Source organism: Labrys sp. F242 (assembly GCF_057813875.1).
The window spans coordinates 3196381-3222414 of record NZ_JBVASG010000001.1; the positions used below are offsets into that span (position 1 = coordinate 3196381).

Annotated in this window: 25 protein-coding genes; 9 read left to right on the forward strand and 16 right to left on the reverse strand. The window is 64.1% G+C overall.

Going from position 1 to position 26034, the window contains the following annotated elements:
- The 4 genes from ACZYTC_RS15055 to ACZYTC_RS15070 form a co-directional block, all read right to left on the reverse strand.
- Positions 1-987: an ABC transporter permease gene (locus ACZYTC_RS15055; RefSeq protein WP_434955295.1), complete on the reverse strand. Its 987-nt coding sequence runs from the start codon at positions 985-987 to the stop codon at positions 1-3.
- Between the two features lie 287 nt (positions 988-1274).
- On the reverse strand, positions 1275-2294 hold the full coding sequence (locus ACZYTC_RS15060; protein WP_434955294.1) for a substrate-binding domain-containing protein: 1020 nt from the start codon (positions 2292-2294) through the stop codon (positions 1275-1277).
- A 149-nt stretch (positions 2295-2443) separates the two neighbouring features.
- Positions 2444-4006 (reverse strand): FGGY-family carbohydrate kinase, encoded by a 1563-nt coding sequence (locus ACZYTC_RS15065; protein WP_488989907.1) that lies wholly within the window; start codon positions 4004-4006, stop codon positions 2444-2446.
- Between the two features lie 201 nt (positions 4007-4207).
- Positions 4208-5251, reverse strand: a complete 1044-nt coding sequence (locus ACZYTC_RS15070; RefSeq protein WP_488989908.1) for an LLM class flavin-dependent oxidoreductase — start codon at positions 5249-5251, stop codon at positions 4208-4210.
- Between the two features lie 120 nt (positions 5252-5371).
- Here ACZYTC_RS15070 and ACZYTC_RS15075 point away from each other — a divergent pair, with 120 nt between their 5' ends.
- Complete coding sequence (locus ACZYTC_RS15075; RefSeq protein WP_434955291.1) at positions 5372-5839, forward strand: winged helix-turn-helix transcriptional regulator; 468 nt, start codon at positions 5372-5374, stop codon at positions 5837-5839.
- Here ACZYTC_RS15075 and ACZYTC_RS15080 read toward each other — a convergent pair.
- The 3 genes from ACZYTC_RS15080 to ACZYTC_RS15090 form a co-directional block, all read right to left on the reverse strand.
- The gene (locus ACZYTC_RS15080; protein WP_434955290.1) at positions 5811-6320 is read right to left on the reverse strand and encodes a hypothetical protein; all 510 of its coding nucleotides are present in this window, start codon (positions 6318-6320) and stop codon (positions 5811-5813) included. The two genes, ACZYTC_RS15075 and ACZYTC_RS15080, sit on opposite strands and share 29 nt — an antisense overlap.
- A gap of 122 nt (positions 6321-6442) precedes the next feature.
- Positions 6443-6919 (reverse strand): peptide-methionine (R)-S-oxide reductase MsrB, encoded by a 477-nt coding sequence (msrB, locus tag ACZYTC_RS15085; protein ID WP_488989909.1) that lies wholly within the window; start codon positions 6917-6919, stop codon positions 6443-6445.
- Positions 6920-7034: 115 nt separating this feature from the next.
- Positions 7035-9206 (reverse strand): right-handed parallel beta-helix repeat-containing protein, encoded by a 2172-nt coding sequence (locus ACZYTC_RS15090; RefSeq protein WP_488989910.1) that lies wholly within the window; start codon positions 9204-9206, stop codon positions 7035-7037.
- Between the two features lie 392 nt (positions 9207-9598).
- On the opposite strand from ACZYTC_RS15090, the gene ACZYTC_RS15095 reads away from it, so the two are divergent.
- The 4 genes from ACZYTC_RS15095 to ACZYTC_RS15110 all read left to right on the forward strand — a co-directional run bounded on the left by ACZYTC_RS15095 (position 9599) and on the right by ACZYTC_RS15110 (position 11246).
- Positions 9599-9964: a Rap1a/Tai family immunity protein gene (locus ACZYTC_RS15095; RefSeq protein ID WP_488989911.1), complete on the forward strand. Its 366-nt coding sequence runs from the start codon at positions 9599-9601 to the stop codon at positions 9962-9964.
- Between the two features lie 256 nt (positions 9965-10220).
- The gene (locus ACZYTC_RS15100) at positions 10221-10547 is read left to right on the forward strand and encodes an ArsR/SmtB family transcription factor (protein ID WP_488989912.1); all 327 of its coding nucleotides are present in this window, start codon (positions 10221-10223) and stop codon (positions 10545-10547) included.
- Positions 10544-10975 carry an SRPBCC family protein gene (locus tag ACZYTC_RS15105; protein WP_488989913.1) on the forward strand — a complete coding sequence of 144 codons (432 nt, stop codon included), beginning with the start codon at positions 10544-10546 and terminating at the stop codon, positions 10973-10975. The genes ACZYTC_RS15100 and ACZYTC_RS15105 overlap by 4 nt, the downstream gene beginning before the upstream one ends.
- A gap of 58 nt (positions 10976-11033) precedes the next feature.
- Positions 11034-11246, forward strand: coding sequence for a hypothetical protein (locus ACZYTC_RS15110; protein ID WP_434955284.1), 213 nt, complete (start codon positions 11034-11036; stop codon positions 11244-11246).
- A 32-nt stretch (positions 11247-11278) separates the two neighbouring features.
- Here the strand turns inward: ACZYTC_RS15110 and ACZYTC_RS15115 are convergent, their stop codons facing one another.
- The gene (locus ACZYTC_RS15115; protein WP_488989914.1) at positions 11279-11692 is read right to left on the reverse strand and encodes an ACT domain-containing protein; all 414 of its coding nucleotides are present in this window, start codon (positions 11690-11692) and stop codon (positions 11279-11281) included.
- A 176-nt stretch (positions 11693-11868) separates the two neighbouring features.
- Positions 11869-12804 carry an arginase gene (gene rocF / locus ACZYTC_RS15120; RefSeq protein ID WP_434955282.1) on the reverse strand — a complete coding sequence of 312 codons (936 nt, stop codon included), beginning with the start codon at positions 12802-12804 and terminating at the stop codon, positions 11869-11871.
- 125 nt (positions 12805-12929) lie between these two features.
- Between rocF and ACZYTC_RS15125 the strand changes: the two genes are divergently transcribed.
- Both ACZYTC_RS15125 and ACZYTC_RS15130 read left to right on the forward strand, forming a co-directional pair.
- Positions 12930-13367: an Lrp/AsnC family transcriptional regulator gene (locus ACZYTC_RS15125; RefSeq protein WP_454813037.1), complete on the forward strand. Its 438-nt coding sequence runs from the start codon at positions 12930-12932 to the stop codon at positions 13365-13367.
- Between the two features lie 174 nt (positions 13368-13541).
- Positions 13542-14096: a GNAT family N-acetyltransferase gene (locus ACZYTC_RS15130; RefSeq protein WP_488989915.1), complete on the forward strand. Its 555-nt coding sequence runs from the start codon at positions 13542-13544 to the stop codon at positions 14094-14096.
- Here ACZYTC_RS15130 and ACZYTC_RS15135 read toward each other — a convergent pair.
- The 3 genes from ACZYTC_RS15135 to ACZYTC_RS15145 are packed head-to-tail and all read right to left on the reverse strand — an operon-like array spanning position 14065 to position 19327.
- Positions 14065-17118, reverse strand: coding sequence for an efflux RND transporter permease subunit (locus ACZYTC_RS15135; RefSeq protein WP_488989916.1), 3054 nt, complete (start codon positions 17116-17118; stop codon positions 14065-14067). The two genes, ACZYTC_RS15130 and ACZYTC_RS15135, sit on opposite strands and share 32 nt — an antisense overlap.
- Positions 17115-18200: an efflux RND transporter periplasmic adaptor subunit gene (locus ACZYTC_RS15140; RefSeq protein WP_488989917.1), complete on the reverse strand. Its 1086-nt coding sequence runs from the start codon at positions 18198-18200 to the stop codon at positions 17115-17117. The genes ACZYTC_RS15135 and ACZYTC_RS15140 overlap by 4 nt, the downstream gene beginning before the upstream one ends.
- Positions 18197-19327, reverse strand: coding sequence for an efflux RND transporter periplasmic adaptor subunit (locus tag ACZYTC_RS15145; RefSeq protein WP_488989918.1), 1131 nt, complete (start codon positions 19325-19327; stop codon positions 18197-18199). The genes ACZYTC_RS15140 and ACZYTC_RS15145 overlap by 4 nt, the downstream gene beginning before the upstream one ends.
- A gap of 378 nt (positions 19328-19705) precedes the next feature.
- On the opposite strand from ACZYTC_RS15145, the gene ACZYTC_RS15150 reads away from it, so the two are divergent.
- Positions 19706-20227: a TetR/AcrR family transcriptional regulator gene (locus ACZYTC_RS15150; RefSeq protein WP_434955276.1), complete on the forward strand. Its 522-nt coding sequence runs from the start codon at positions 19706-19708 to the stop codon at positions 20225-20227.
- An 18-nt stretch (positions 20228-20245) separates the two neighbouring features.
- On the opposite strand, the gene ACZYTC_RS15155 is transcribed toward ACZYTC_RS15150, so the two are convergent.
- Positions 20246-21184: a LysR family transcriptional regulator gene (locus ACZYTC_RS15155; RefSeq protein ID WP_488989919.1), complete on the reverse strand. Its 939-nt coding sequence runs from the start codon at positions 21182-21184 to the stop codon at positions 20246-20248.
- 92 nt (positions 21185-21276) lie between these two features.
- Between ACZYTC_RS15155 and ACZYTC_RS15160 the strand changes: the two genes are divergently transcribed.
- Positions 21277-22152 carry an aldo/keto reductase family oxidoreductase gene (locus ACZYTC_RS15160; protein WP_488989920.1) on the forward strand — a complete coding sequence of 292 codons (876 nt, stop codon included), beginning with the start codon at positions 21277-21279 and terminating at the stop codon, positions 22150-22152.
- A gap of 73 nt (positions 22153-22225) precedes the next feature.
- On the opposite strand, the gene ACZYTC_RS15165 is transcribed toward ACZYTC_RS15160, so the two are convergent.
- The 3 genes from ACZYTC_RS15165 to ACZYTC_RS15175 form a co-directional block, all read right to left on the reverse strand.
- Complete coding sequence (locus tag ACZYTC_RS15165) at positions 22226-23893, reverse strand: OFA family MFS transporter (RefSeq protein ID WP_488989921.1); 1668 nt, start codon at positions 23891-23893, stop codon at positions 22226-22228.
- Between the two features lie 103 nt (positions 23894-23996).
- Positions 23997-24809 (reverse strand): SDR family NAD(P)-dependent oxidoreductase, encoded by an 813-nt coding sequence (locus ACZYTC_RS15170; protein WP_488989922.1) that lies wholly within the window; start codon positions 24807-24809, stop codon positions 23997-23999.
- 254 nt (positions 24810-25063) lie between these two features.
- On the reverse strand, positions 25064-26008 hold the full coding sequence (locus ACZYTC_RS15175; protein ID WP_488989923.1) for a LysR family transcriptional regulator: 945 nt from the start codon (positions 26006-26008) through the stop codon (positions 25064-25066).
- Between the last annotated feature and the right edge of the window lie 26 nt (positions 26009-26034).

Sequence of the window (26034 nt, forward strand, 5' to 3'; positions counted from 1 at the left end):
TCAGCGCCTCCCGCGCGAGAGCTGGTCGAAGGCCACCGCCACGATCACCAGCACACCCGTGATCAGGTCCTGCCAGAGCGGATCGATGCCGGCGAGCGTCAGGCCGTTGCGCAGCACGCCGACGATCAGCGCGCCGATCAGCGTGCCGATGATGCCGCCGCGGCCGCCGAACAGCGAAGTACCGCCGATCACCACGGCGGTGATCGAGTCGAGATTGGCCGTCTGCAGCGAATTGGGATCGGCATTGGGAATGCGGCCGAGCGCCAGCCAGGCGGCGATGCCATAGAGCAGGCCGGCGAGCACATAGACCGAAAGCAGGTGCCGGCGAACCGGGATGCCGACCAGCCGTGCCGCTTCGGCATTGTTGCCGATGGCATAGACATGGCGGCCCCATTTGGTCTGGTTCAGGAGATACCAGACCAGGGCATAAAGCAGCAGCATGGCGATGACGCCATAGGTGACCACGAAGCCGCCGATCACCTCGCCATTGCCCGTCCAGCTCAGGAATTCATCGTCGACCGGAAAGGCGCCCCCGGCCGAGATCAGGCGAAGCGCAGCCGTGATGATGCCGAGCGTGCCGAGCGTGACGATGAAGGGAGGCAGCTTCAGGCCGCTGATCAGGCCGCCAGCGACGGTGCCCGACAGGGTGCAGAGCAGGATTGCCACGCCCATGGACAGGACGGGATCATAGCCGAGCGCCGCCATCTTGCCTGCGATGATGGTGCCAAGCACGCAGATCGCGCCCACGGCAAGGTCGATGCCCGCCGTCAGGATGATCAGGGTCTGGCCGATCGCCAGCGTGCCGACCACCACGGTCTGCTGCAGGATCAGCGAAATGTTCTGCAGGGCCAGAAAGCGCTCGTTGATGCTGGCGAAGATGACGCAGAACAGCGCCAGTACCAGGAAGGGTCCAGCCGAAGGCACCGCGAAGATACGCGCCAGGAGGCTGCGCTTCTCTTCGGGCGCGGGAACCGTGGTCGTGCTCATACAATCCTCGACGATACGGATGGCGGTACGCATCCCCTGGCCAAGCCGAATAATGCGCGAGTATCCTTCCCCGGTTTCGGGGATGGTGGACCGGCAGAGCCGGGCCGGAAGGGGGAGAGTAGCGCAACCTGACAGATTATGGCCCTGTCACGCCACCCTCCCCCTTCCGTCATTTCTTCGAAATGCCACCTTCCCCGAAAAGCCGGGGAAGGAAAGCCTGCGCTCTATTCCGAGTACGCAGGGTATGCGGGTATACCGGTTCCAACAAAGTGAGATACCAGTGCGGCTTATTCGCCGCCCCAGCAGTTCTTGAGGCCCCAGGCGGTGTCCTTGGAATCGAGGCCCGACATTGGCTTGTCGGTGATCAGTTCCGAACCGGTGTTGATGAAGCCGCTCGGCTTCTTGCCGGTCTTGGCGTATTCGGCGACGGCATCGACGCCGGCGACCGCCATCTTGTAGGGGAACTGCATCACTGTCGCGGCGACCTTGCCGGACTTGACGTCCTTCACGCCCTGGCAGCTGCCGTCGATCGAGGTCAGCATCACGCCCTTGGCCTTGCCGAAGGATTTCAGCGCCGCATAGCCGCCGGCCGCCGCCGGCTCGTTGATGGTGTAGACGACGTTGATGTCGCCATTCTTGGACAGGAGGTTCTCCATACCGGTCTGGCCCTTGTCCTGCGCGCCATTGGTGATAGCGGAGCCGGCGATGACCGGGTCGCCCTCCTTGATGCCGAAGCCCTGCAGATAGCCGTTGTGGCGGAATGTATCGACCGTGCCGCCCGGCGTGCCGTCGAGCATGGCGAGCACCGGCTTCTTGTCGCCCAGGGCCTTCTTGGCATAGGTGCCCTGCTTCACGCCGGCCTCGAAATTGTCGGTGGCGTAGGTGGCGTCGACCGCATCGGCAGGATCGGTCGCCGTGTCGAGCGCGATCACCAGGACGCCGGAGTCGCGGGCCTTCTTGATGATGCCGAGCATGCCGGTCGAGTTGTTGGGCGTCACCAGGATGCCCTTGGCGCCCGCCGAGATGAGATCCTCGATCGCTGCGACCTGGCCTTCGTTGTCGCCGTCGAACTTGCCGAAGCGGGCGATCAGCTTGATGCCCTTCTTCTTGGCTTCGGCCTCGGCGGCCTGGCGTAGCTTGACGAAATAGGGGTTGACCTCGGTCTTGGTGACCAAGCCGACGATCACCTCCCCTGCCGCCTGGGCCTTGTCGGCCACGGCGAGGGACGAAAACACGGCAAAGCCGAGGGCGGCCGTGGTGGCGAGAGCAGTGGATGCGAAGATGCGGCTCAGGCGGAGCGCTGACATGAAATCCTCCCAGATTTATGAATGGAGCTTGGCGCTCTCTTCTCGACGATGGCCTTTCCATCGTAGGCTGCGGATTAATGCATCATCGCTGAATGAATGCAAATATATTTTGCCTGTTTTCAGGCATAACAACCCGTGCGTCTTCCTGGCTAGCGCGGATTGCCGATCCGGTTGAGCGCATGCATCACGCCACGCAGGGATGTATCGCCTGCCAGCGCGGCATAGTTGCGATAGAGATCGGCATAGACGGATGCCGCCCCGGTCCCAGGCCGATAGATCTTGAACCCACGCGCACCGAACCGCGCCGCGCCTTCCGGATAGTCGGCGACCACACCGGCCGCGACCGCGCCATGGATGGCGGCGCCCACCGCGGTGGGATTGTCGATCTCCGGCACCTCGACCTCCTGCGCCAAGACATCGGCCATGATCTGCACCAGCAGCGGGTTGTTGCGGGCCAGGCCACTCGACAGGATGAGACGATCGATGTGAAAGCCTCCGGCGGCGAAGAGATCCCGGATGCTGCGCGCGCCATAGGCCAGGGATTCCAGCAAGGCCCGATAGATGCCGGCAGCCGTCGTGCCCGTGGTCAGGCCGACGAGCAAACCGCTCAAGCCTGAATCGGCCAGGGGCACGCGGTTGCCGCTCCACCAGTCGAGCGCCAGGAGGTGATTGGAGCCTGGCACCAGGCCGGCTGCCTCGGCATTATAGAGCCGGAAATTCTCCGCCGTCTCAGCAGCGCGCGGAAAGGTTTTAACGAACCAGGCGAGCGTATCGCCGAAACCAGCCTGCCCCGATTCGTAGCACCATAGGTCCCGCACCGATCCGTCGAAGGCCACGCCCTCGATCCCCTGTGGCAAGGGCCGGAACTGCCGCCCCAGCATCAGATAGACGGCGGAGGTACCAAGCGCCCCGACGAGGCAGCCATCGCTGACGCCGCCGACGGCCGGCAGGACGACGTGGGAATCGATCACCGCCACGGCGATCGCCGCCTGCCCGAGAATGCCGGTGCGTTCGCGCCAGGCCGGCGATAAGCCCCCCGCCGAGGTACCGACCCGCCGGGGCTGCGTCAGGCGATCGGCGAGATCGGGAACGATGCCGTTGGGATAGCCCGCCCCATCGGCATATTGCGCCTTGTAGGCGGCAAAGCCGAGGCTGCGTGTTTCCTCGCCCGTCAATTGCCAGACGAGCCAGTCACCCGCCTCGATGAAGCGTTCCGTCTCGTGCCATAGCTGCGGCGCCTCCTGCGCCAATTGCGCCGCTTTTGCCAGCAGCCATTCGGCCGAGAGTTTCCCGCCGAAATTGTCGAGGAAGGCCCCTCCCCGAGCATTGATGGCCTCGGCCTGCGCCTGGGCTGCCCCATGCTTCCACAGCTTCACATAGGCATGCGGCTCTCGCGGGTGGAGGCGGGAGAGCGGCACGCCCTCGGCAGTAACGGGCAGCGGCGAACTGGCGGTGAAGCCGAGGCCGATGCCTTCGATCTGCCTGTCTCGGCCGAGAGCCGAGAGGATCGCCTGGGCCGCCTCGACATAGTCGTCCGCGTTCTGGAGCGCCCAGAGCGGCGGCAGGGCCGGACCATCCGGCAGGCGGGTCATCACGCCATGCCGATAGGGCAGCGCATGGCTGGCGACCTGCTCGCCGCTATCGGCATCGACAAGCACGCCACGCGCCGATTCCGTGCCATAGTCGAGGCCGATCAGATAGCGACGTGTCATGGCTGGGCCTTTCCTGCAAGAGCGGTTTGCGATCTGGCAGGGCCGCCAAGAATCGCAAAGACGCGTCGAACCGAAGAGTCCAGAGCAAGCAAGCGTTCACACTTGAACGCGTTTTGCTCTGGTACAGGTCCAGCTTAGGCGTCGGCCCCAGCAAAGCAACACTTTTGTATATTTTCAAGCAAAAGCGTTGCTTTGAGATCCCTATGCCGGGACGGGAGCCAGCGCCTTGCGGACGGCGGGGGCGACCACGGTACCGAACAGCTCGATCGATTTCATCATCTTGGCATGGGGAATGCTGCCCATCGAGAACTTGATCAGGAAGCGCTGGTGCCGGAACAACTCGTGTTCGGCCAGGATCTTGTCGATGACCTGCTGGGGATCGCCGACGAAATCCGAACCGCGAGGCGCGCGCGAGGCCTCGAATTGCGCCCGGCTCAGCGGCGGCCAGCCGCGTTCACGGCCAATGCGGCCCATGACGTCGGCATAGTAGGGAAAGATCTCGTCCGCTGCCTTGTCGCCGTCCTCGCCGATATAGCCATGCGAATTGATGCTGACCGGAAGCTTGGCCGGATCGTGCCCGGCCCGGTGCGCCGCCTCGCGATAGAGATCGACCAGCGGCTTGAAGCGTGCCGGCTCCCCGCCGATGATGGCGAGTGCCATCGGCAGGCCGAGCGTGCCGGCGCGGATCACCGATTGGGGATTGCCGCCGACACCGACCCAGACCGGCAGAGGCTGCTGGACCGGCCGCGGATAGACGCTCTGGCGGTCGAGCGGCGCGCGATGCTCGCCCTGCCAGCTCACCGCGGTCTGCTCGCGCAATTTCAGCAGCAGTTCCAGCTTTTCTGTGAACAGGCTGTCATAGTCCTTGAGGTCGTAGCCAAAGAGCGGGAAGGACTCGATGAAGGAGCCCCGCCCCGCCAGGATTTCGGCCCGCCCGCCCGACAGAAGGTCCACGGTCGAGAATTCCTGGAACACCCGCACCGGATCGTCCGAACTCAGCACGGTAACGGCGCTGGTGAGGCGGATGCGCTTGGTGCGCATAGCCGCCGCCGCCAGTAGCACCGCGGGGGTGGAAGCGGCAAAATCCGGACGGTGATGCTCGCCAATGCCGAAGACATCGAGACCGAGCTCGTCGGCAAGCTCGACCTCCTCCATCAGATTGGCAATGCGCTCCTCGGCGCCGATGACGGTGCCGGTGGCGGGATCCGCGGTGGTTTCCGCGAAGGTGTACAGGCCGAGTTCCATATGTATCGCGCCTCACCGGGAACGAAGCGTCCCGGGTTTTCCAGGTTGAAATTTTCTGGTTACAAAACGTAACTGAGGCTAAATATGGTACAGGCATGTAAGGCACAAGGAGGCACATTCATGGCCGTAGGTGACATGGGTGTAACCGGCATGAACGAGGACAAGGGCAGCCTCACCGAGAGCTGCCGGCCGGTCACCGAGATCCTGTCGCGCATCGGTGACAAATGGAGCATCCTGATCGTGATGGCGCTGAGCCAGGGGCCTTTGCGTTTCAGCGAGATCAAGCGCCGGATCGACGGCATCTCCCAGCGCATGCTGACGCTCACACTGCGGGGCCTGGAGCGCGACGGCCTCATCAGCCGCAGAGTGACGCCCAGTATTCCGCCGCGCGTCGACTATGAGCTCACCGAACTCGGCCATTCCCTGCGCATGCCGGTGAATGCGCTCGGCCAATGGGCCTTCGCCAACCGCGCCGCCATTTTGGAGGCGCGTGCGATGTTCGACCGGACCTGTCCAGTCCAGCGGGCAACCACACTGGATGAGCAGCGCGCGCCGGCGGCTATTCGGCCGGCGCCACAGCGAGCTTGACGGTCTGCGCCTTCACGCCGCTGATCTGCAGGGAGACCGGCCCCGGCTGCAGGTTGAAGCGCACGCTCTTACGCAGGCCTGTGCAGGCCTTCTGGCCCGTCGCGGCCGAATATTTCACCGTTGCCCCAGCCTGCACGACGTCGATCCAGCCCTCTTCCGAGAGCGTGACCTGATAGAGACCGGCTTTTTCGATCGGCGGCAGGGTCAGCAAGGCCCCATAGGTATCGGTTGCCGGCTTGCGGCCGGACGTCACGGGAAATTTCAGATCCGACACCGGGCTGAGCTGGAGGTCGGCGGCCCCGTCGACCTTGGCCAGCGTTGCGCCCGAAGCCAAGGTTGGCGGTGAGGCCTGGAACCAGCCCTGTTCCCGCGTAAGCGACCATTTGAACGGCTTGCAGGCCGTCGTCTCGGCCAGGACAGGCCCGGTTTGCAGGGCAATCAGCGCCATGAGGGCCAGGCCGGCGCGGCTGAAGGTGGGCATTGCGCAATCTCTCCGAAAGGAAGGAATGCGCAATCATACCTTGGCGCGTGCCAGAAACAAGAACAATTCACGAACAAATTACGGCCATGCCTCGAGGGCCGTTTCTTTTCAGAAGCGACTTATCAGGCCCTGCCGGGCACGAAAACCAAAGCCAGCCCATTGATACAATAGCGCAGCCCCGTCGGCTTCGGACCATCGTCGAAGACATGGCCGAGATGCCCCTCGCAACGGGTGCAGGCGACCGCGGTCCTGACCATGCCGAGACTGGTGTCCCGGCTGGTGCGTACCGACCGGCCGATCGGAGCCCAGAAGCTCGGCCAGCCGGTACCGCTGTCATATTTGGTCCGGGACGAGAACAGGGCCGCGCCGCAGCCCGCGCAGACGAAGCGCCCTGCCCGCTGTTCATGCAGCAACGAACTGGTGAAGGCCGGTTCGGTACCAGCCTCTCGCAGAATGGCGAAACGGGATGGCGTCAGCCGCCGGCGCCATTCATCATCGCTGAGCGCAAGGCGAGCGGGACCCGCCGCAGCCGCTTGCGTGAAGGCGAAGCTCGTGCCTCCCAGCAGCACGAGGCCCAGAAAATCGCGGCGTGTCGGCATGGGCAAGTCTCCTCGCAGGATGGTCGTCAGACCCCTCCCCCATCCTACGACAACCGCCCCCGCCTTGTTACCACTCCTGGCTCCGCTCCGACGTGGCCACCCTCATCACTGGCGGTTACAGGCAATTCGCTTCGAAATTGCCGGCGTTGAGTTCGCCGCCATTGAGCGTGAGCCTGGAACCCGGGGGCTGGGTGAGCGAGCCATTGACATAGGAACCGAAACTCGAGACCAGGCAATTGCGGGGCGTACCGGAAACCGCCACGTCACCACGGATGTCGATCGCCGGGCCCATGAAATAGAGCCCCGCCGTGCCGGCCTTGTCGACGCGCATATTCTCGAAGCTGACATTCTTTACCGGACCGCCCAGGAAATCCCAGTCACTGCCATAGATGAAGGCACCGTAGGTGCCGGCATTCGAGATCGAGACGTTCTTGAAATGGATGTCGGAGACCGGGTTGAGGAAGATGCCGGCATTGCGGGTGCCGTCGACCGTCAGGCCATCCACGCGCACATTGGTGGTCCTGGCCGCCTCTGGCAGGGTCGAGGCCGTAACCAGCATCAGTCCATTGATGCCGCCCTTCAGGTTCATGTCCCTGATGGTGACATCCGAGGTGCCCTGCAGCACCACCAGATCCATGTCCAGGCCCTGCTGGGAATTGTCGACACCGACCTTGTTCATCGTCACCCCCTTGGCGGCGACCAGCAGCACGCCTTCGCGCCGCGAGCGGCTGATGGCGACATTGTCGATGCTGATGTTCTCTGCCGCATGGGTGATGACAACAGGCCAGTCGCTGTCGTCGATACGGCTGCCGATGAAGATGCCGTAGGTCACGCTGTCGATCGCCGTGTCGCGGATGGTGAGATCCCGGCTGCCGAGAGCACTGATGGCCGCATGGGGCGCGCGGTTGGGATTGCCAACAGCGAATTCGCATTCGCTGTTGTTGTCGCAGATATAGAGGTCATGAATCCTGGCCCCATCGATAAGAGCGCCGGTGACGTTGTCGAGCCGAATGCCGTCGCCCGCCGTGCGGCTGATATCGACGTCACGGATCGTCAGATTGCTGGCGCCACTGCCGGCAATGCCGGCCAGCCCGCCCGAGATCGCCAGGCTGGCGACTTCGCTGCCGCTGGCCATGGTGACGACATTGGCCAGTGGGCTGCTACCCGTCAGCCGGGCCGTCGGCCCCTGGTTGCGGAACACGGTTTCTTGCCGGCTGGAGGCGCCGCGCACGGCGATCCCACCGCCCCCGCCGAGCAGATGCTGTCCCTGACCCAGTTGCAGCGACTGGTCGAGGGCAATCTCGCCATTGGCGAGCACCAGTGCGTTGTCGCCGCCCGCGGCAAGCCTGTCGTTGATCACCGCGGCATGACCGCTGCCGGAGGTAATCTTGACGACCTTGCCGACGGCCTGGCCGCTGGCGACATATTCGGCCCGCTCGATCGGGCCGGAAGCGCCGGCATAGGTGCGCACCAGGCTGGCGCGCTCGACGCGCTGGAACATGGCGTCGAAGGCGCCGTCTCCACCACGCGCGCTGCCGCCCAGCGGCACGCGCAGCCGGGCCGTCAGGCCGAACTTGGTGCGGTCCTCCCTGTCGTAGGAGACGGAGGCGCCGAGCGCGAAGGTCGCCCCGGGAAGGCCCGGCACCTTGGCGAAGGTGATTTCCGTCCGGGCCTTGACCCCGGGGATATCGTCGACGCGATTGCGGCCGTCATACCAATAGGCGCCGCCGAACACCTTCACCTGCGCTGCCATCTCCTCCAGGAAATCGGGCACACGGAAACCGACTTCCGCATCGCCGCCTGCCCGGGCAAACTCGCGGCCGGCCTGGAAACGCAGCTCGTCCCCGGAGACAAAGGCGCGGCTCAGGCCGGGCAGATAGGCCTCCCGGCTCCCGGGCAGGTAGACATTGGCGCGACCCTCATAGGCCGGGCCGATCGCCTCGACGCCGAAGGACCACTGATTGAAGCGATTGCCATAGTCGCTCTTGAAGAGATCGAAATAACCATAGGTGCCGATCACCCAGTCCTGCCCGAAGCGACGGCGGTAGCCCAGGCCGAGGGAGGCCTGCCGGGCCGAGCCCTTGGCGAGCCTGCCGCTGGCATCGAAAAAGATGCCATTCCGATCATCGATGAGAAATGGCAGGAAGACGCCGATGCCTCCATAGCCCTTGTTCTGGATGAGGCCGCCCTCGATCTCGACCAGTGGTTGCTGCATCTGCGCGAAGGCATGGCTGGAGAGAGCGGTGCTGGCGAAGAGAACCGCGGCGAACAAGCTCGAAGATTTCATGATGAAAGACAAGATTCCAATTAACGAGCCGCTGATAGGCCTGAAAATTGCTAAAATCCAGTACTATCTAGAAATAGTTATCTATAACACTCAATTCCAATAAAATATATACTTAAGATCAAAGAAAATATGTGCAGAATTTAAATATTACAAACAGAACGAAGCCTTCGAACGGAAAGTTTCCCTCAGTGGTTACAACTTCTCCTGGATGACGCCTGGAGGCCTAAGGCTGAAATCCGGTATCGTCACTCCGCCTGAGAAAGATCAGCACGATGCCCCCCCGAGCTTGGTGCATCCCGGGCTAAAGCGCACCTGGGTACAGGCCTTGATTGACCATGTAGCCCCGGAAATGTCAGCTTGCCGGGAACCAGCTGGCACGTGGAGGATTTCCCATGGTGAGAAAATTCCTGCTTTTAGCCCTTTGCCTGACCGGCTTATGCGTGCCCGCGGCGGCCCAGACCCTGCCGAACAGCGGCGACTATTATCGCGCCGCATGCCGCGGTCTGGCGGCCAATACCGCGCCGACGCCAAATGAACTCGTACTTCCCTCCTTGGACTGCGCCATCGAGATCGAGGATCTCGCCTCGATGGGGCGCCTGCTGACCTCGGATAAGCGTATCTGCAAGCCGGTCGACGTCTCTGTTGCACAGACGGCAGCCGTCGTCTCCGCCTTCCTCGATGCCCATCCAGACCGGCTCAAGGAACCCTTCGTGGTCCTTGCCACCACGGCCCTGCAGGAGAAGTGGCCCTGCTCCTGACGCTTGCGGCGTCGGGATAGCGCGCCGCTGGATGACATCTGCAATGGCATCGGTGGCATTCTGCTCCACCCGATCCAGCGCCTCGTTTTGAGGCGTCTCCTTTGCGAAAGGCAGAACTGCCTTTCCAGAGGGTGCCCTGGGCTGCCAGTTTCGAGCCATATCATGGATCGACGGCGATCTCGCTCTTTGCTGCAGACTTGACGAATTCATAACTCCTCAGCTATGAATTAAATCCATAGCTGAGGAGTTATTGATTTTGACGCCGCTCTCCCCCGACCTCCTGTTCAGAACGCTCGCCGATCCGACCCGGCGGGCGATCTTCGAGCGCTTGTGCCGCAAGGGAGAGCAGACGGTCGGAGCCCTCACGGCCCATGCCCGGGTCTCGCAGCCGGCCGTCTCGAAGCATCTTGCGATGCTGAAGCAAGCCGGGCTGGTCCGCAACCGCCACGAAGGCCGGCAGACCCATTATTGCGCGCAACTCGGCGCCCTCAGCCCCCTCATCGACTGGGCAAGCCAGATGACGCAATTCTGGGAAGCCCGGTTCGACGATCTCGAAGATTTGCTGAACAGGATGGACCAATGACCAACAGCGCGAGCGAAACCCGTACCGTCGTCGTCGAGCGCGAGATTCCGCATCCGCCCGAAAAGCTTTGGCGCGCCCTCACCCAACCCCACCTGATCGAGGAGTGGTTGATGAAGAACGACTTCGACGCGGTTGTCGGTCATCGCTTCAATCTGCGCGGCGAATGGGGCGGCGTACTCGACTGCGAAGTCCTCACCGTCGAGCCGCATCGGAGCCTGTCCTATAGCTGGAATTTCAGCCATGACGATGCCGCCTACGATCTGAAAAGCGTGGTGACCTTCACGCTCACGCCCACCGGCGCGGGCACGCATCTGCGCATGGAGCAGGCGGGCTTCCGGCCCTCCCAGCGCCAGGCCTATGGCGGCGCCAAGGCCGGTTGGCAGCAGTTCCTCGCCAATCTGGAGCAGGTCCTGGCGCGGTCGGAATAAGCCTTGGCCCCTATACCATCGCGGGTTACCCGCTCGATATCGACAAAGGGAGGCTTCCTTGAACATCAATGCCTGGATTCGACGGACCCATCGCTGGCTGTCCATTGTCTTCACATTAAGCGTGATCGCCAATTTCGTTGCCATGGCGTTAGGCGAACCGCCTGCCTTCGTGGTCTATGCGCCCCTGCTGCCGCTCTTCCTGCTGCTGTTCAGCGGCCTCTATATGTTCGTGCTGCCCTATGTCGCTGGAGCAAAGCGCGTTCATGACTGAGCGGCTTTTGCGCGGCGGGTGATGGGGCGACGTCAGCCCCCAGCCTGCCGCTGTGCGGCCTTCAGGATGGCGACGGCACGCTCGGCCATCCCGGCAGGAACGAAGACGTGATCGTGATGATAGGCGGCCACCATGTTGCAGGGGATTCCGGCGTCAGCCAGGGCGGAGGCGACCGCGGCCGTCAATCCGACACCATCGAGCGCCGAGAAAACCTCCAGCTCGATGCGTTTCATCGCCATGGCGGTGTCGAAGCCGAGGGTGGCGGCTTCTTCCACCAGCAAGATCAAAGTGACGCCTTCCTCTTCCCGGAAGAATGACAGAGCCTGCCTGGCAGCCGCCTCGATCACGGCCGGCGAGGTCGTGGTGCAGAAGACAAAGTCCCCTTCCTTGAGGCGTGGGGTCATGCCGGCAATCATGGCCCCGGTATCACGAACACTGTGTGGCATGCGGCCTCCCTGAATTGCCGGTCCGCCTCGGCGAAATCGCGACGCGGGTCTCCCGTCCCCGATACTACAGCGAAAGATTTGATTTCCGGGTTTTTTGCGAGCCTTGCCGATCGAATGAATGGCCAGGCTCGCAGGAACGGTTGAGAAAGCGCCGAAATCAGCAAGAGAGCTGAAGGCTAGGCCGTGCCGGCGCGGGTCGGCCGATCCATCACGCGGCGCCCCATCAGGCTGGCGACGAGATCGACCATCAGCAGAGCCGTGCGGCCACGATCGTCGAGGAAAGGATTGAGCTCGACGAGATCGAGGCTGGCGACCAGGCCGCTGTCATGCAGCATCTCCATGATCAGATGTGCCTCACGGAAGGTCGCACCACCCGGCACCGTGGTGCCGACGCCCGGCGCGATGCCGGGATCGAGGAAATCGACGTCGAGGCTGACATGCAGCACCCCGTTCGCCTCGGCCACGCGGCTCAGGAAGGCCTGCAGCAGCGGGCCGACGCCATGCTCGTCGATGGCTCGCATGTCATGCACGGTGACGCCGGCAGCGGCGAGCGCCGTCCGTTCGGCCGGATCGACGCTGCGGATGCCCATCATGCAGATGTGGTCGGGCTTCACCGGTGCAGCAAGCGGGGGAAAATAGCCTTCGAAGCCCGGCTGGCCGGTGGCATAGGCAACGGGGCAGCCGTGGAGATTGCCGCTCACCGTCGAGTCCAGCGTGTGGAAATCGGGATGGGCGTCGAGCCACAGCACGAAGAAGGGCCGTCCCGTCTCGGCTGCCCGGCGGCTGAAGCCCGCCAGCGTGCCGGCGGCCATGCCGTGATCGCCACCGATGACGATCGGCAGGCCTTCGGCCCCGAGGCGATAGGCCGCTTCGGTGAGAGCCTCGGTCCACGCCACCACTTCGGGCAGGTGCTTGATGGCGGGATTGGCGTGGCGGATCGCACGCTGGGGAGTGGGAGTGAGATTGCCGCGATCCTCGACGCTGTGGCCGAGTTCCTGCAGGGCACCGGCCAGGCCGGCGGCCCGAAAGGCGCTCGGGCCCATGTCGCAGCCGAGCCGCCCCGTGCCTTCCTGCAGTGGCGCACCCAGCAAGATACAATGTTTCGAAGTCATGAGAGCCTCTTGAAAATCGGCGGCAGTCTATCGCCCAGGCTTGGCGGTAAGAACGATGCAAATTGGCAAAAGGCTCAATATCCCTTATCGAATTGGCATAAACTCCTGATCATTTCGGCAGGCTCATGGACGACATCGACCGCCAGCTCCTCACCTTGCTGCGCCATAACGGCCGGCGCAGCATTTCCGACCTCGCCGGCGAACTTGGCCTGTCGCGCGCCACGGTGCGGGCGCGGATCGAGCGCATGGAAGCCCAGGGCGACATCATCGGCTATACGGTGATCCTCAAGGCCGACGCGATCGCCATGCCGGTGCGCGGCATCGTGATGATCGAAGTTGAAGGGCGGGCAGCCGACCGGGTCATCGACATCCTCGGCGGCTTTCCGGAAATCAGTGCCGTGCATACCACCAATGGCCGCTGGGACATCGTGGTGGAGTTCGCCACCCTCAATCTCAGCGACCTTGACGCCGTGCTGCGTCGCGTGCGCCTGATCCAGGGCGTCACCGCCTCCGAGACCCACCTGCTGCTCGCCACGCCGCGCAGCACGCAGGCACGGCTGTAGAGACGTCTTCGGCAGGATTGCCGCCTCCGCACACGCTCACGCCAACGATACTTTCATCCGGCCCGCTGCTGTGCTTGACTGGGGTGCCACAGGCCTTGCCGGTGGATATCCCGGCGATATCTACCGCGGATCGCAGTCCCATGGAGACCCAGCACAAGCTTTCGGAGTGATGGAATGAGCGCAGTCAGCATCCGACCTGCCCATCTCGACGATGCCAGAGCCATGGCCGACCTGCATGTCGCGGTCTGGCGCCACACCTATCATGCCCTCGCGCCCTCCAAGGCCTTCGTCGTGCTCGACGAAGAGCATCGCTTCGCCAGTTGGCACAAGCGGCTGACCTCGGCCGCTACAGACCAGATCGTGCTGCTGGCCGAGAGCGGAGCCGGACTGGTCGGCTTTGCCGCGGCGGGCCCCCCCTCGCAGGCGATCTTCGACGGACGCTGCGAGATCAAGCACCTCTATGTCGATCCGCTGCACAAGCGCCAAGGCATCGGGCGAACCCTGCTCGAAGCCATCGCGGCACGGCTGGTCGAACAGGGACGCCGAAGCGCCGCCATCGGCGTCGTCGCCGGCAATCAGCCGGCGATCGCCTTCTACGAGGCGCAGGGCGGCAGGCAAGCTGGATCCTATACCGACCCCGGCCCGCTCTGGCGCTCGCATAACCTCGTTTATGCCTGGGACGATCTAGAGGCGCTCGTCAGGCAGCAGCCTGTGTCTTCGGCTCCTTGATCCGGTACCAGGCCACGTAAAGGGCCGGCAGGAACAGGAGCGTCAGCACGGTTGCCACCAGGATGCCGCCGATCATGGCATAGGCCATCGGTCCCCAGAACACTTCGCGGGCGATCGGAATCATGCCCAGACTCGCAGCCGCGGCCGTCAGCATGATCGGGCGCATGCGGTGGACGGTTGCGTCCACCACCGCCGTCCAGCGATCCATGCCCTCTTCCTCGTGATCCTCGATCTGTTTCACCAGGATCACCGAATTGCGGATGATGATGCCGATCAGCGAGAGAATGCCGAGGATGGCAACGAAGCCCATCGGCTGGTTGAAGGGCAGCAGGCCGAGCACCACGCCGATCAGGCCGAGCGGCGCCACGCTGACCACCAGGAACAGTTTCTGGAAGCTCTGGAGCTGGATCATCAGGATGGTCATCATGGTCAGAAGCATGATCGGCACGATGGCGATGATCGGTCCCTGGCCCTTGGCGGATTCCTCCACCGCGCCGCCGACCTCGAGCTTGTAGTGGTCGGGAAGCTGGGCCTTGAACTGCGCCAGTTTCGGCGCCAGGCGCTCGACCACGGTCGCCGGCTGGACATTGCCTTCCAGCGCCGCCCGCACCGTGATGGTGGGTAGGCGCGAGCGCCGCCAGACGATGGGCTGCTCCATGCCGTAGCCGATATTCGCCACCGCCCGCAGCGGCACCACCGTGCCGCCGGAAAGCGGGATCTGGAGGTTCTCCAGCGTCTCCACCGAATTGCGCTGGTCCGCCGTCGCCCGGCCGACCACGTTGATCAGATAGATGTGGTCGCGCACCTGGGTGAAGGCGGCCCCCGCCAGCGTGCCGTTGAGGATGGAGGCGATGTCCTGCGAGGTGACGCCGAGCAGCCGGGCCTTGTTCTGGTCGACCTCGACCTTGAGCACGCGCGCCGGCTCGTTCCAATCGAAGGTGATGGTGCCGAGATTGGGATCGGTCGCGATCAGGCCGGCCAGCTTGATCGCCTGCTCGCGCACCTTCTGGATATCGGCGCCGCTGACGCGATATTGCACCGGGCGCCCGACCGGCGGGCCGAGTTCGAGCGGATGCACGAGAATGTCGATGCCGACGAACTTGTCGCGCGCCAGCACCTCCAGCTTCTTCTGCACCCGATCTCGCGCCTCGATATCCTTGGTGACCACGACGGCCTGGCCGAAGAAGGGATTGGAGAGCTGCTGGTCGAGCGGCAGATAGAAGCGCACGGCGCCCTGGCCGATATAGGAACTCCAGCGCACCACGTCGCCATCGCCGGCCAGAGCCTTCTCGAAGCGGTCCATCTGCGCCTTGGTTTCGCCGATGGCACTGTTCTGAGGCAGTGTCATGTCGACCAGGAGTTCAGGCCGGTCGGATGAGGGGAAGAACTGCTGCTGCACATGGCCCATGGCCACGACAGAGGCGCCAAGCAGGCCGAGGCAGATTGCAATGGTGACCCAGCGCCATCGCATGGCCGCGAGCAACGCGCTCTTGAAAGCGGCGGCGAAGCGGCCCGGCTTCTCGTCGTGCTTCTTCATGGTGGCCGGCAGCACCGTCACGCCCACCAGCGGCGCAAACAGCACGGCGACGATCCAGGACACCAGCAACGCAACCGCGATCACCACGAACAAAGTGAAGGTATATTGACCGGCCGAGCTCGAATTGAGCCCGATCGGGATGAAGCCGGCCACCGTCACCAGCGTGCCGGTCAGCATCGGAAAGGCGGTCGAGGTATAGGCGAAGGTCGCCGCCTTGAGGAGGTTGTCACCCGCCTCCAGCCGGCTGATCATCATCTCGACCGTGATCATGGCGTCGTCGACCAGAAGGCCGAGGGCGATGATCAGCGCGCCCAGCGAAATGCGCTGCAGGGAGATGCCGGTATATTCCATCACCAGGAAGACGATGGCCAGGACCAGGGGAATTGAAATCGCAACCACCAACCCGGCACGCAGGCCAAGGCTGACGAAGCTGACCGCCATCACGATGATCACGGCTTCGAGCAACGCCCGGGTAAAGCCGGAGATCGCCTCCTCGACCACCGCCGGCTGGTTGGAGACCAGATGCACGCCGACGCCGACCGGCAGGGTCGCGGTAACCTCGGCCATGGCTTCCTTCAGGTCCTCGCCGAACTGGAGGAGGTTGCCGTTGGGCGCCATGGCGATGGCCAGGCCAATGGCGGGCTTGCCATCGAAGCGAAACAGAGAGCTCGGCGGATCGACATAGCCGCGTGTGATGGTGGCGACGTCGCTCAGGCGGAAGAAGCGGTCATTGACGCGCAAATTGATGGCACTGAGGTCCTGTTCCGACTTGAAGCCGCCATCGACGCGCACGCTGACGCGGTCCTGGCCCGCCTGGATCACACCGGCGGCCGATACGGAGTTCTGCGCCTGCAGGGAGGCGATCACCGCCTGGCGGTCGAGCCCGAGACTGGCAAGACGCGCGGTGTCGAAGTCGAGATATACAACCTCGTCCTGCGCGCCGAGAATCTGGGTCTTGCCGGCATTGGGCACCGCGAGCGCACGGTCGCGGACCTGCTCCACATAATCGCGCAGTTGCCGGAAATCGATGCCGTCGGCGGTGAAGGCATAGACATTGCCGTAGACGTCACCGAACTCATCGTTGAAATACGGTCCCTGCACACCGCTCGGCAGGGTGTACCAGATATCGTTCACATGCTTGCGTATCTGGTAGAAGGCATCGCTCAGCGCCCGGCCATTGGTGGTGTCCTTCAGGTTGACCATGATGGTGGCCGTACCGGGCCGGGTATAGCTCTTGGTGTAATCGAGCGCGCCGATCTGCTGGAGTTCCTTCTCGACCCGGTCGGTGACCTGGTTGAGGGTCTCCTCCAGCGTCGCCCCCGGCCAGTTCACCTGGACGACCATGGTCTTGATGTCGAAGGAAGGATCCTCCTCGCGGCCGAGCCGGACATAGGAGAGGGCTCCGGCGATCACCGAGGCGATCATCAGGTACCAAATGAAGGAGCGATGCTTGAGCGCCCAGTCGGACAGGTTGAATCCGCTCATTTCTGCCCCTCTGGGTTCTGGCTGCGCTTGAGATCGATGGCCTGGCCGGCCTGCAGAGTGCCGACGCCGGCCTCCACCACGATGTCGCCGTTCTCTATGCCATCCACAACGGCATAGCCCGCCTTGCGGGAGACCAGCTTCACCGGCCGGGCCGTGACCACGGCCTTGACCGGATCGACGATCCAGACCGATGGCTTGTCGGCAGGGCCAGCCAGAGCCGAAACCGGAACGGCGATGTAGGGAGCGACCTTTCGCGTGGCCGAGACCGAGATGGTGGAGCCGAGGCGGAAGGCATTGGGTGGATCCTGCAGCGCCAGGCGAGCCCGGCGGGTGCGTGTCACCGCGTCCGAAGCGGGGGCGAGCTGGCGCAGCGTGGCGGTCGTACGGATGCTTGGCTCGCCCGCAAGGACGACGTCGAAGCTGGCATAGGCCTTGAGTTCGTCCGACAGATAATCCGGCACATCGACCACGGCCTCGCACACATCGGGCCGGGCCAGGGTGACGATGATGTCGCCGGCCGACACCACCTTGCCGACATCCGAATTCACGGCGGTGATCACCCCCTCATAAGGAGCCACCAGTTCGGCATAGCCGAGGACATTCTGGGCCTGCCGCAGCGAGGCCTCGGCCTGGGACACCTTGGCTGCGGCGGTCTCGCGGGCTGCCACCGCCGTGTCGACCTGGGCCCGGGAAGCCGTTTCGGTGACCACGAGGGCACGGCTGCGGTTCTCTGTCAGCACGGCATTGGCGAGCTGTGCCTTGGCGTTGGCAAGGTCGGCCTGGGCCGATTGCACGGCGAGCCGCAGCAAGGTGGCGTCGACGGCCGCCAGCCTGGCGCCCTGCTTGACCCTGTCGCCGACATTCACTTCGCGCGCGATGATGCGCCCGCCGACCTGAAAGCCGAGATTGGTCTGGAAACGGGCATCGACACTGCCGACGAAAGGCCCGAAACTCGCCGTATCGACGCTGCGGGCCGTCAATGTCAGCACCGGCCTGGCAGGCTCCTGGGCGAAAGCCACGGCCACGGGAAATGCGCCGATGAGCAGCGCGGATATGGCAGCGCCGAGTGTGGTTGGCCTCATTGCCCTTGCTCCAAGACTGTTTCCACGCTCTGGACGGGTTTCTCGATCTGGACAGTCTCGACAATCTGGCCGGGGCGCAGCAACTGGCCGCCCTGCACGACGACGGCCTCGCCATCCTCGAGCCCGCCCGACAGCACGACGTCATGCGTGGTGTAGCGGTCGAGCGTGACCGCGCGCGGCTGCGCCTGATGTTGATCGGCTGTCACGGTCCACACCGCCGGCTTGCCCTGCCATTCGAACAGCGCCGAAGCCGGCAGCACGAAACGCCGCTGCGGGGCAAGGCTCGCCTCACCACGCACTGCCGTGCCCAGCGACATGCCGGGTGGCGTCTCCTTGAGGCCGATCTTCACCCGGATCGTGCCCTTGCGGGCATCGACGATGGGCGAGACCTCCCGGACATGGCCGGTGGTTTTCACACGAGGGTCCGCCACCAGCGTGATGCCGACTTCGGGCGAACCCGGCGGCTTGTCGATCAAGGCTTCATAGACGTCGAAAACCGCGTCTCGCGGCCCGTCCTGCGCAATGCTGACCACGGTCTGGCCGGCCTGCACCACCTGCCCCGTCTCGGCATTGCGTGCCGTCACCGTGCCGGCCACACCCGCGCGAAGATCCGCGTAGCCGAGCTGCTCCTTGGCCTGTTCGACCTGGGCCGTCGCGGCCGAAACCGACCCCTGTGCCACACTCAGATTCTCCTGCGCCGCATCGAGGGAACTTTGCGAGGTGGCGTTGCTGGTGATCAGTGTTTTCTGGCGCTGATAGGCCGCCTGGCTCTGCTGCAGTTGCGCTTGCGCCGAGGCAAGGGCGGCGTTGGCGGTGTCGAGGGCGATGCGTTGTTCCTGCCCGTCGACGCGAGCCAGTACCTGGTCCGGCGTGACATGATCGCCGACATCCACCAGCCGCTCGATGATGCGCCCGCTCACGCGGAAGGAGATATCGCTCTGCACCTGGGCCTCGACATCGCCGGTCAGGCTGACGCTCGGCCGGTAATCCGTGGCCCGGGCCGTGACGATGCCGACGCGCGCCGGCGGCCCTCCGCCCCAGGCGATAGCAGGCGAGAGCACCGCGACCAGACCTCCGAAAAGAAGGGCACGGCGCAATTGCATGGGATTGCCGAGGTTTGAGATCATCGTCGCCCTCGCTGTTTCATGCGAATGTCGTTCGATTGGGTCGTTTCGACGGGAAGGCCCGAGCCCTTGCAGTCCACGCATCGCCCTTGCCGCTCCGCAGCGTCTGGAGCAAACCGTGTTCAAACGGAAACACCGTCCTGCTCCAACTTCTTGTTTCGACGCGACTCTGCGATTCAAGGCGATTCCGCCAAATCGCAAAACGCTTTAGGAAGATCACTCAGCCAGCAGCGGGACTCTCCGCTTGCACGGCGTTCCCATATCAATTAAAAACAAAACCGTCCAGACGGTTTTTATTATATCGAGATCGTTTCAGGAATTATGCCCCAGACTCCTCCCCCGCCCCAAACTCTTCGCGCGCGCAAGTTGCAGCGGCGCAGCATGGAAACCATTGGGCAGATCCTGACCGCTACCGTCGGCGTGATCGAGCGCGTCGGCGTTCACAACCTCACCATCGATCTGGTGGCGGCGGAAGCCGGCGTCAGCAAGGGCGGTGTGCTGCACCACTTCCCGACCAAGACGGCCTTGATCGTCGCCGCTATCAGCCAGGACATGGAAACGCTGATGATGGAAATCGACGAGACCGCGGGCTCGACCGTGAATTTCGCCTCGGCCTTGGCTCAGTTCGCCCGCCGCATCGCTCTGGAGGAAGGCGGCGTGTCGCCGGCGTTCCTGGTGACCGCCGCCGAAATCCCGGAAGCGGCCTCCGTGCTTGCCACCATGTTCAGCACATTGGTCGAGAGGGCAAACAAGGACGGCAAGGCCGGGAGCATCGACTCAACCCTGGTGCTGTTCGCGTCCTACGGCATTCTCATCAGCCTGGGCATGAAGTCCTTCCAGCCGAGCGCGGAGCAATTGGCCACCCTGTTCGAGAAGCTGGACAGCTTCGCCGCCAAGGCCTGATGTCGCGGCCAGGCCCTTTTACTCGGAACCTTGCTCACTCTCGTCCGGAAAAAGGCGCGGCGCGGAGCTCTTGATGAAATCGATGAACGCCCGCAGCGGCGCAGGAACCAGACGGCGCCCGGGGTAGTACAGGAAGGGGCCGGAGAAGCGCTCCCACCAGGGTTCGAGGACGGGTTCGAGGGCCCCGCTGTGGAAATGGGGGCGCAACCAATCCTCAAACAGATAGATGATACCGGTGCCCGCAATTGCGGCATCGACGGCCAGATCCGTCGCCGTGCCGACGCTCACCAACAGCGGCCCCGTCGTATCGACGGTCACGACCTCGCCATCGCGCTCGAATTCCCAGGCCGGCATCGCCCCGGATGAAAATCGGCCATGCAGGCAGGCGTGATGAAGCAGATCGCGCGGGTGCTCTGGCCGCCCCCGTCGATCGAGATAAACAGGCGCAGCCGCGGCGGCAAAGCGCTGCACACGCGGCCCGATGGGCACGGCTATCATGTCCTGCTCAAGCCGCTCGTCGTAGCGGATGCCGGCATCGCAGCCGGCCGCCAGCACGTCGACGAAGCTGTCCTCGGCCATCACCTCCAGGCGGATATCGGGAAAAGCGGCCAGGAAATCAGGCACGAGCGCCGGCAGCACCAGCCGAACCGCGCTGACAGGCACATTGAGCCTGAGCGTCCCGGCCGGCTTGTCGCGGAAGCCGTTGACGACGTCCAGTGCCGCCTCCATCTCGCTCATGACCGGGCCGAGCCGTTCCAGCAGGCGCTCGCCGGCCTCGGTAGCCGCGACACTGCGCGTCGTGCGGTTCAGCAGCCTGACACCGAGCTTCGTCTCCAGCCGGCTCACCGCCTCGCTCAAACCAGACGGACTGGCACCGCTCGCACGGGCACCGTCGCGGAATCCCCCAGCACGCGCGACGGTCATGAAAGCATGGAGATCGTTGAGGTCGACTTTCACTGTTCGCAACTCCGAACAACCTGTCCCAATTATGACTGATTGTCGCGCAAGTTGACAGCCCCTAGCTACGCAGGACGAACAGGAGATCGGCTATGACCACAATCGAGCAGTCCGGTAGTTTCACCCTCGGCGACCGTCATGTGAGGCGGCTCGGCTATGGCGCCATGCAGCTTGCAGGGCCGGGCGTGTTCGGCCCGCCCCGGGATCACGATGCGGCATTGGCCGTGTTGCGCGAGGCCATCGCATCCGGCGTGAACCATATCGACACCAGCGACTTCTACGGCCCGCACATTACCAACCGGCTGATCCGCGAGGCCCTGCATCCCTATGCGGACGATCTCGTCATCGTCACCAAGGTGGGCGCGCAGCGCGGGGAGGACGCTTCATGGATTCCTGCCTTCTCGCGGGAGGCCCTCACCCAGGCTGTGCATGACAATCTTCACAATCTCGGGCTCGATGTGCTCGACGTCGTCAATCTGCGCGTCATGTTCGACGTTCACGGGCCGGCCGAGGGCTCGATCGAGGCACCGCTCAGCGTCCTGGCCGAGCTTCGGCAACAGGGCCTGATCCGGCATGTCGGACTGAGCAACGTCACCGCAACGCAGATCGCGGAAGGACGCCGCATCTGCCCGATCGTCTGCGTGCAGAACCACTATAACCTCGCCCACCGGGCCGATGATATCCTGATCGGCGATCTCGCCCGCGAAAGTACGGCCTATGTGCCCTATTTCCCGCTCGGCGGGTTCACGCCGCTGCAATCCTCGACCCTGTCGGAGGTTGCGCAGCGCCTCGATGCCTCGCCTATGCAGGTCGCGCTGGCCTGGCTCCATCGCCGCGCGCCCAACATTCTGCTGATCCCGGGCACCTCCTCCGTGGCGCATCTGCAAGCCAACCTCGCCGCGGCAAAGCTCGATCTGCCGGAAGACGAGGTCGCCGCGCTCGATCGCATTGCGGCCGGGCATTCCTGAGGGAAGCAAGTGAACCGCCTGGAATGATCCGTTCCCCATCTCGCTCTTTCGCGAGACGGGTGTGCGCCTCGCCTTAGTGGAACAGCTTCAGCGCATTGGAGAAGGTGATCCACACACCCCACAGGATGGGAATGCCGACGGCGAGCCAGGCCAGGACGGCCGGCCCGTTCAGCCCGCCCCGCCCGATGCCCGAGGATTTCCCCTCCTGCGTCTGTCCGCGCTTTTGCAGGGCCGCCACCTCGGCGTCCGTCATGAACCAGCGGGAAGCCACCGGCTTGATCATGAGGTTGACGACGAAGCCGACGGCCAGCATGCCGGCGAGAACATACATGGTGCGATCATAGACTTGCGCTCGCGGCACGCCCGCGGCGATCTGGGCATCGCGGATGTAGTTGATCACCACCGGTCCGACGATCCCCGCCGTCGACCAGGCCGTCAGCAGCCGGCCGTGGATGGCACCGACGAACTGGGTGCCGAACATGTCGGCGAGATAGGCCGGCACCGTCGCAAAGCCGCCGCCATACATCGAGACGATCACGCAGAAGAAGGCGACGAACACCGCCAGCAGCCCGGTATGGGCGGCCCAGGGCGCCGAGGCATAGAGCACGATGCCGAGGCCGAAGAAGGTGGCATAAGTGAGCTTGCGCCCGAGCTTGTCGGAAAGCGAGGCCCAGAAGAAACGTCCGAAGATGTTGAACAGCGACAGCAGGCCGACGAAGCTCGCGGCGATGGTGGCGACCAGCTTGGCCTGCCCGGCATCGAGTGTCGCGAAACCGATCTCCGGCTTGCCGATCAGGGAACCGGCGAAGATCTCCTGCAGCATGGGCGAGGCCATGCCGAGCACGCCGATGCCGGCCGAGACGTTGAGGCAGAGCGCGGCCCAGATCAGCCAGAATTGCGGGGTCTTGTGGGCATTGGACAAATGGACATGGCCCGAGGTGATCATGGCCTTGGTGCTTTCGGGCGGCGTCCATCCTTCCGGCTGCCAACCCGCCGGCGGCACGCGATAGCCGAAGGCCCCCGCCATCATGAAGACGAAATAAACAACCGCCAGCGTCACAAAAGTCTGCCAGACGCCGACACTATCGGCGCTCTTGAAATGGTTCATCAGGATGTCGGCCAAGGGCGAGCCGATCATCGCACCACCGCCGAAGCCCATGATGGCCATGCCGGTCGCCATGCCACGCCGGTCGGGGAACCATTTGACCAGCGTGGAGACGGGCGAGATGTAGCCCAGCCCCAAGCCGATGCCGCCGATCACGCCCGAACCCAGCCAGATCAGCCAGAGTTGGTGGATGTAGACGCCTATGGCCGAGATAAGCAGCCCGCCGCACCAGCACAGCGCCGCCACGACGCCGGCCTTGCGCGGCCCGGCCCGCTCTAGCCAGCCGCCCCAGATCGCCGCAGCCGAGCCGAGCAGCACGAAGAAGAGCGTATAGGTCAGGGTCAGGTCGGAGACGCGCCAGTCACAACTCGTGGTGAACAGGGCCCGCCCAAGACCGACGAGAGCGCCCCAGAAGCCCGGATCTACCGCACAGGCTACCGACTTGGTTATGCCAAGCGCCTGTCCTAGAGGCAACCAGAACACGCTGAAGCCATAGGCCATGCCGATGCACAAATGGATGGCCAGTGCCGCAGGTGGCACGAGCCAGCGATTGAACCCCGGCCGTGCAACGATGCGCTCTCGATCCAAAAGCCCAGGAGACAGACCGCCGCTCCCGGCGGAAACACTGCTGTTCATTGGTGCTTCCTCATTATTTTATTCTTAAATTCGTGGACGAAGAGCCATTTCAGGACGCAAACTTCCACGAAACAGAGGAACACGCAATGACAGGACTGGTGAATTACTGAGCTAGAAACCCTCCATCCACCGGAAGCGTGTGGCCGGTCACCATGGCGGCACCGGGACTGGCGAGGAAGAGGATCGCCGGGGAGACCTCATGCGGTTCGGCGATGCGGCGCAGCGGCGTCATCGCTTCGATGCGCTGCATCAGTTCTGGCTGGGCCAGCAGGGGGGCGATGAAAGGCGTGCGCACATAGGTGGGAGCAACCGCGTTCACCCGGATGCGGTGCGGAGCCCATTCCACCGCCAGGGCACGGGTGAGATTGACGATGGCGCCCTTGGTGGTCTGGTAGGAGATGTTCGGGTAGATGCCGCCCCCCGACAAGGCCATGATCGAAGCCGTGTTGATGACGGCCCCGCCCTGCCCGGCCGCGATCATGTGGCGGGCCGCGGTGCGCGCGCACAGGAAGACGCCCGTCATGTTGACGGCCACCACCTTGTCCCATGCCTCCAGGCTGAGATCCACCGCGGCATCGCGGATGGCGAGGCCGGCATTGTTGACGAGAATGTCGATGCGGCCGTGGCGGGCGACGATCTCGGCGAAACGCGCCGCCACCTCGGCTTCGTCGGTCACATCCATGACGAGGGCCTCGGCAGGCCGGCTTCCCTCGACGCTGGCAAGCACGTCGTCTCCCGCCGGCGCCCGATCGAGAATGACGACCTCAGCGCCCGCCGCGGCCAGGGCCTGCGCCGCCGCCAGGCCGATGCCGCTGCCGCCACCGGTCACCGCAGCAACCTTGCCCTCCAGGCCGAAGAAGCCGGAAAGGCTGACCGCGCCAGTTCCCCGCTGCTCTTGTTGTTCGTGCACGCCCATGATCGGTTTCCTCACTTGGCGCCTTCCCGAGAAGGGCGCCTGCGCAGTGCTACGACAGCGGCATGGACCGCCCCGGAGCCTGCTTGTTCTTGAAGCTGTGGCCGTCCTCGAGGCGGAACCGGGGTTCCGACTCAAAAGTCCGACATAATTATCTCTGGCATCAAACCGGATCGCGCGGAAGGCCGGAAATGCGAGAGCACCGTGCCACGGCCCAGCGCCCGCGTTCTGGCTGAAAACGATGCGACAACAAAATCTTACAGCACCGAACCTGATGCATGAATCGAGGCTGACGTCGCCTGTTGGCGCAGATGCTCCGTACACGCCTCCACGAAGGCCCTCAGCTTGGGTTGGCTGCGGCTCGTCCTGGGAAAATAGATGAACAGGCTGTCGCCCGCCGGCGAAAACTCTTCCAGGACCGGTTCGAGCAGCCCCTGTTCCAATTCCCGGGCCGATTGCAGGGTCGAGCCGTAGAGCAGCCCCATGCCCTGCACCGCCAGCGCGCGCAGCAGGCCGGGATCATTGGAGACGATGGTGCCGGGCGGATCGATGCTGAGCGCCTGGCCGTCGCGCTCGAATTCCCAGCGATAGATATCGCCGACATCCGGACGTCGATATCGCAGGCATTCATGTCCGGCGATGTCCTCCAGCATCTGCGGCCGCCCCCGCTGGGCAAGATAGCCCGGAGCCGCCATCACCACCCAGCGGAAGATCGGCGTGACACGCACGGCGATCATGTCCCTGTCGATGAATTCACCGACACGAATGCCGGCGTCGAAACCGCCCTCCACCAATTCGGCATGGGTCGAATCCACAGTCACATCGACCCGCATCTCCGGCCAGCGCCGATGGAACTGCGGCAGGACGGGTTCGAGCACATGCACGAGCGCCATGCGATGCACGAGCAGGCGCAGCGTGCCCGAGGGCTTCAGCCGCGACTGCACGAGTTCGTCGAGCGTCCCGACGATGGTTTCGGCTGCCGGGCCGAGTTGGGAAAGCAGCCGCTCGCCATCCTCGGTCAGGGCGATGTTGCGCGTGGTCCGATGCAAAAGCGGCAGGCCGAGCCGTCGCTCCAGCGCCTGCAGAGCCTGGCTCACCGCACCCGGGGTAACCCCCAACTCGATCGCCGCGGCCCGAAAGCTGCCCCGGCGCACGATGGCGAGGAATTCGGAGAGGCCGTCGAACGGGTCACTGCGCGCCATATCCGAACCGTACAATCAAAACCGTC

What these genes read in the sequence shown, in the direction of transcription:
- ACZYTC_RS15055 (WP_434955295.1), bottom strand. Translation starts at nt 987, where the DNA reads ATGAGCACGACCACGGTTCCCGCGCCCGAAGAGAAGCGCAGCCTCCTG.
- ACZYTC_RS15060 (WP_434955294.1), bottom strand. Translation starts at nt 2,294, where the DNA reads ATGTCAGCGCTCCGCCTGAGCCGCATCTTCGCATCCACTGCTCTCGCC.
- ACZYTC_RS15065 (WP_488989907.1), bottom strand. Translation starts at nt 4,006, where the DNA reads ATGACACGTCGCTATCTGATCGGCCTCGACTATGGCACGGAATCGGCG.
- ACZYTC_RS15070 (WP_488989908.1), bottom strand. Translation starts at nt 5,251, where the DNA reads ATGGAACTCGGCCTGTACACCTTCGCGGAAACCACCGCGGATCCCGCC.
- ACZYTC_RS15075 (WP_434955291.1), top strand. Translation starts at nt 5,372, where the DNA reads ATGGCCGTAGGTGACATGGGTGTAACCGGCATGAACGAGGACAAGGGC.
- ACZYTC_RS15080 (WP_434955290.1), bottom strand. Translation starts at nt 6,320, where the DNA reads ATGCCCACCTTCAGCCGCGCCGGCCTGGCCCTCATGGCGCTGATTGCC.
- msrB (WP_488989909.1), bottom strand. Translation starts at nt 6,919, where the DNA reads ATGCCGACACGCCGCGATTTTCTGGGCCTCGTGCTGCTGGGAGGCACG.
- ACZYTC_RS15090 (WP_488989910.1), bottom strand. Translation starts at nt 9,206, where the DNA reads ATGAAATCTTCGAGCTTGTTCGCCGCGGTTCTCTTCGCCAGCACCGCT.
- ACZYTC_RS15095 (WP_488989911.1), top strand. Translation starts at nt 9,599, where the DNA reads ATGGTGAGAAAATTCCTGCTTTTAGCCCTTTGCCTGACCGGCTTATGC.
- ACZYTC_RS15105 (WP_488989913.1), top strand. Translation starts at nt 10,544, where the DNA reads ATGACCAACAGCGCGAGCGAAACCCGTACCGTCGTCGTCGAGCGCGAG.
- ACZYTC_RS15115 (WP_488989914.1), bottom strand. Translation starts at nt 11,692, where the DNA reads ATGCCACACAGTGTTCGTGATACCGGGGCCATGATTGCCGGCATGACC.
- rocF (WP_434955282.1), bottom strand. Translation starts at nt 12,804, where the DNA reads ATGACTTCGAAACATTGTATCTTGCTGGGTGCGCCACTGCAGGAAGGC.
- ACZYTC_RS15125 (WP_454813037.1), top strand. Translation starts at nt 12,930, where the DNA reads ATGGACGACATCGACCGCCAGCTCCTCACCTTGCTGCGCCATAACGGC.
- ACZYTC_RS15130 (WP_488989915.1), top strand. Translation starts at nt 13,542, where the DNA reads ATGAGCGCAGTCAGCATCCGACCTGCCCATCTCGACGATGCCAGAGCC.
- ACZYTC_RS15135 (WP_488989916.1), bottom strand. Translation starts at nt 17,118, where the DNA reads ATGAGCGGATTCAACCTGTCCGACTGGGCGCTCAAGCATCGCTCCTTC.
- ACZYTC_RS15140 (WP_488989917.1), bottom strand. Translation starts at nt 18,200, where the DNA reads ATGAGGCCAACCACACTCGGCGCTGCCATATCCGCGCTGCTCATCGGC.
- ACZYTC_RS15145 (WP_488989918.1), bottom strand. Translation starts at nt 19,327, where the DNA reads ATGATCTCAAACCTCGGCAATCCCATGCAATTGCGCCGTGCCCTTCTT.
- ACZYTC_RS15150 (WP_434955276.1), top strand. Translation starts at nt 19,706, where the DNA reads ATGGAAACCATTGGGCAGATCCTGACCGCTACCGTCGGCGTGATCGAG.
- ACZYTC_RS15160 (WP_488989920.1), top strand. Translation starts at nt 21,277, where the DNA reads ATGACCACAATCGAGCAGTCCGGTAGTTTCACCCTCGGCGACCGTCAT.
- ACZYTC_RS15165 (WP_488989921.1), bottom strand. Translation starts at nt 23,893, where the DNA reads ATGAACAGCAGTGTTTCCGCCGGGAGCGGCGGTCTGTCTCCTGGGCTT.
- ACZYTC_RS15170 (WP_488989922.1), bottom strand. Translation starts at nt 24,809, where the DNA reads ATGGGCGTGCACGAACAACAAGAGCAGCGGGGAACTGGCGCGGTCAGC.
- ACZYTC_RS15175 (WP_488989923.1), bottom strand. Translation starts at nt 26,008, where the DNA reads ATGGCGCGCAGTGACCCGTTCGACGGCCTCTCCGAATTCCTCGCCATC.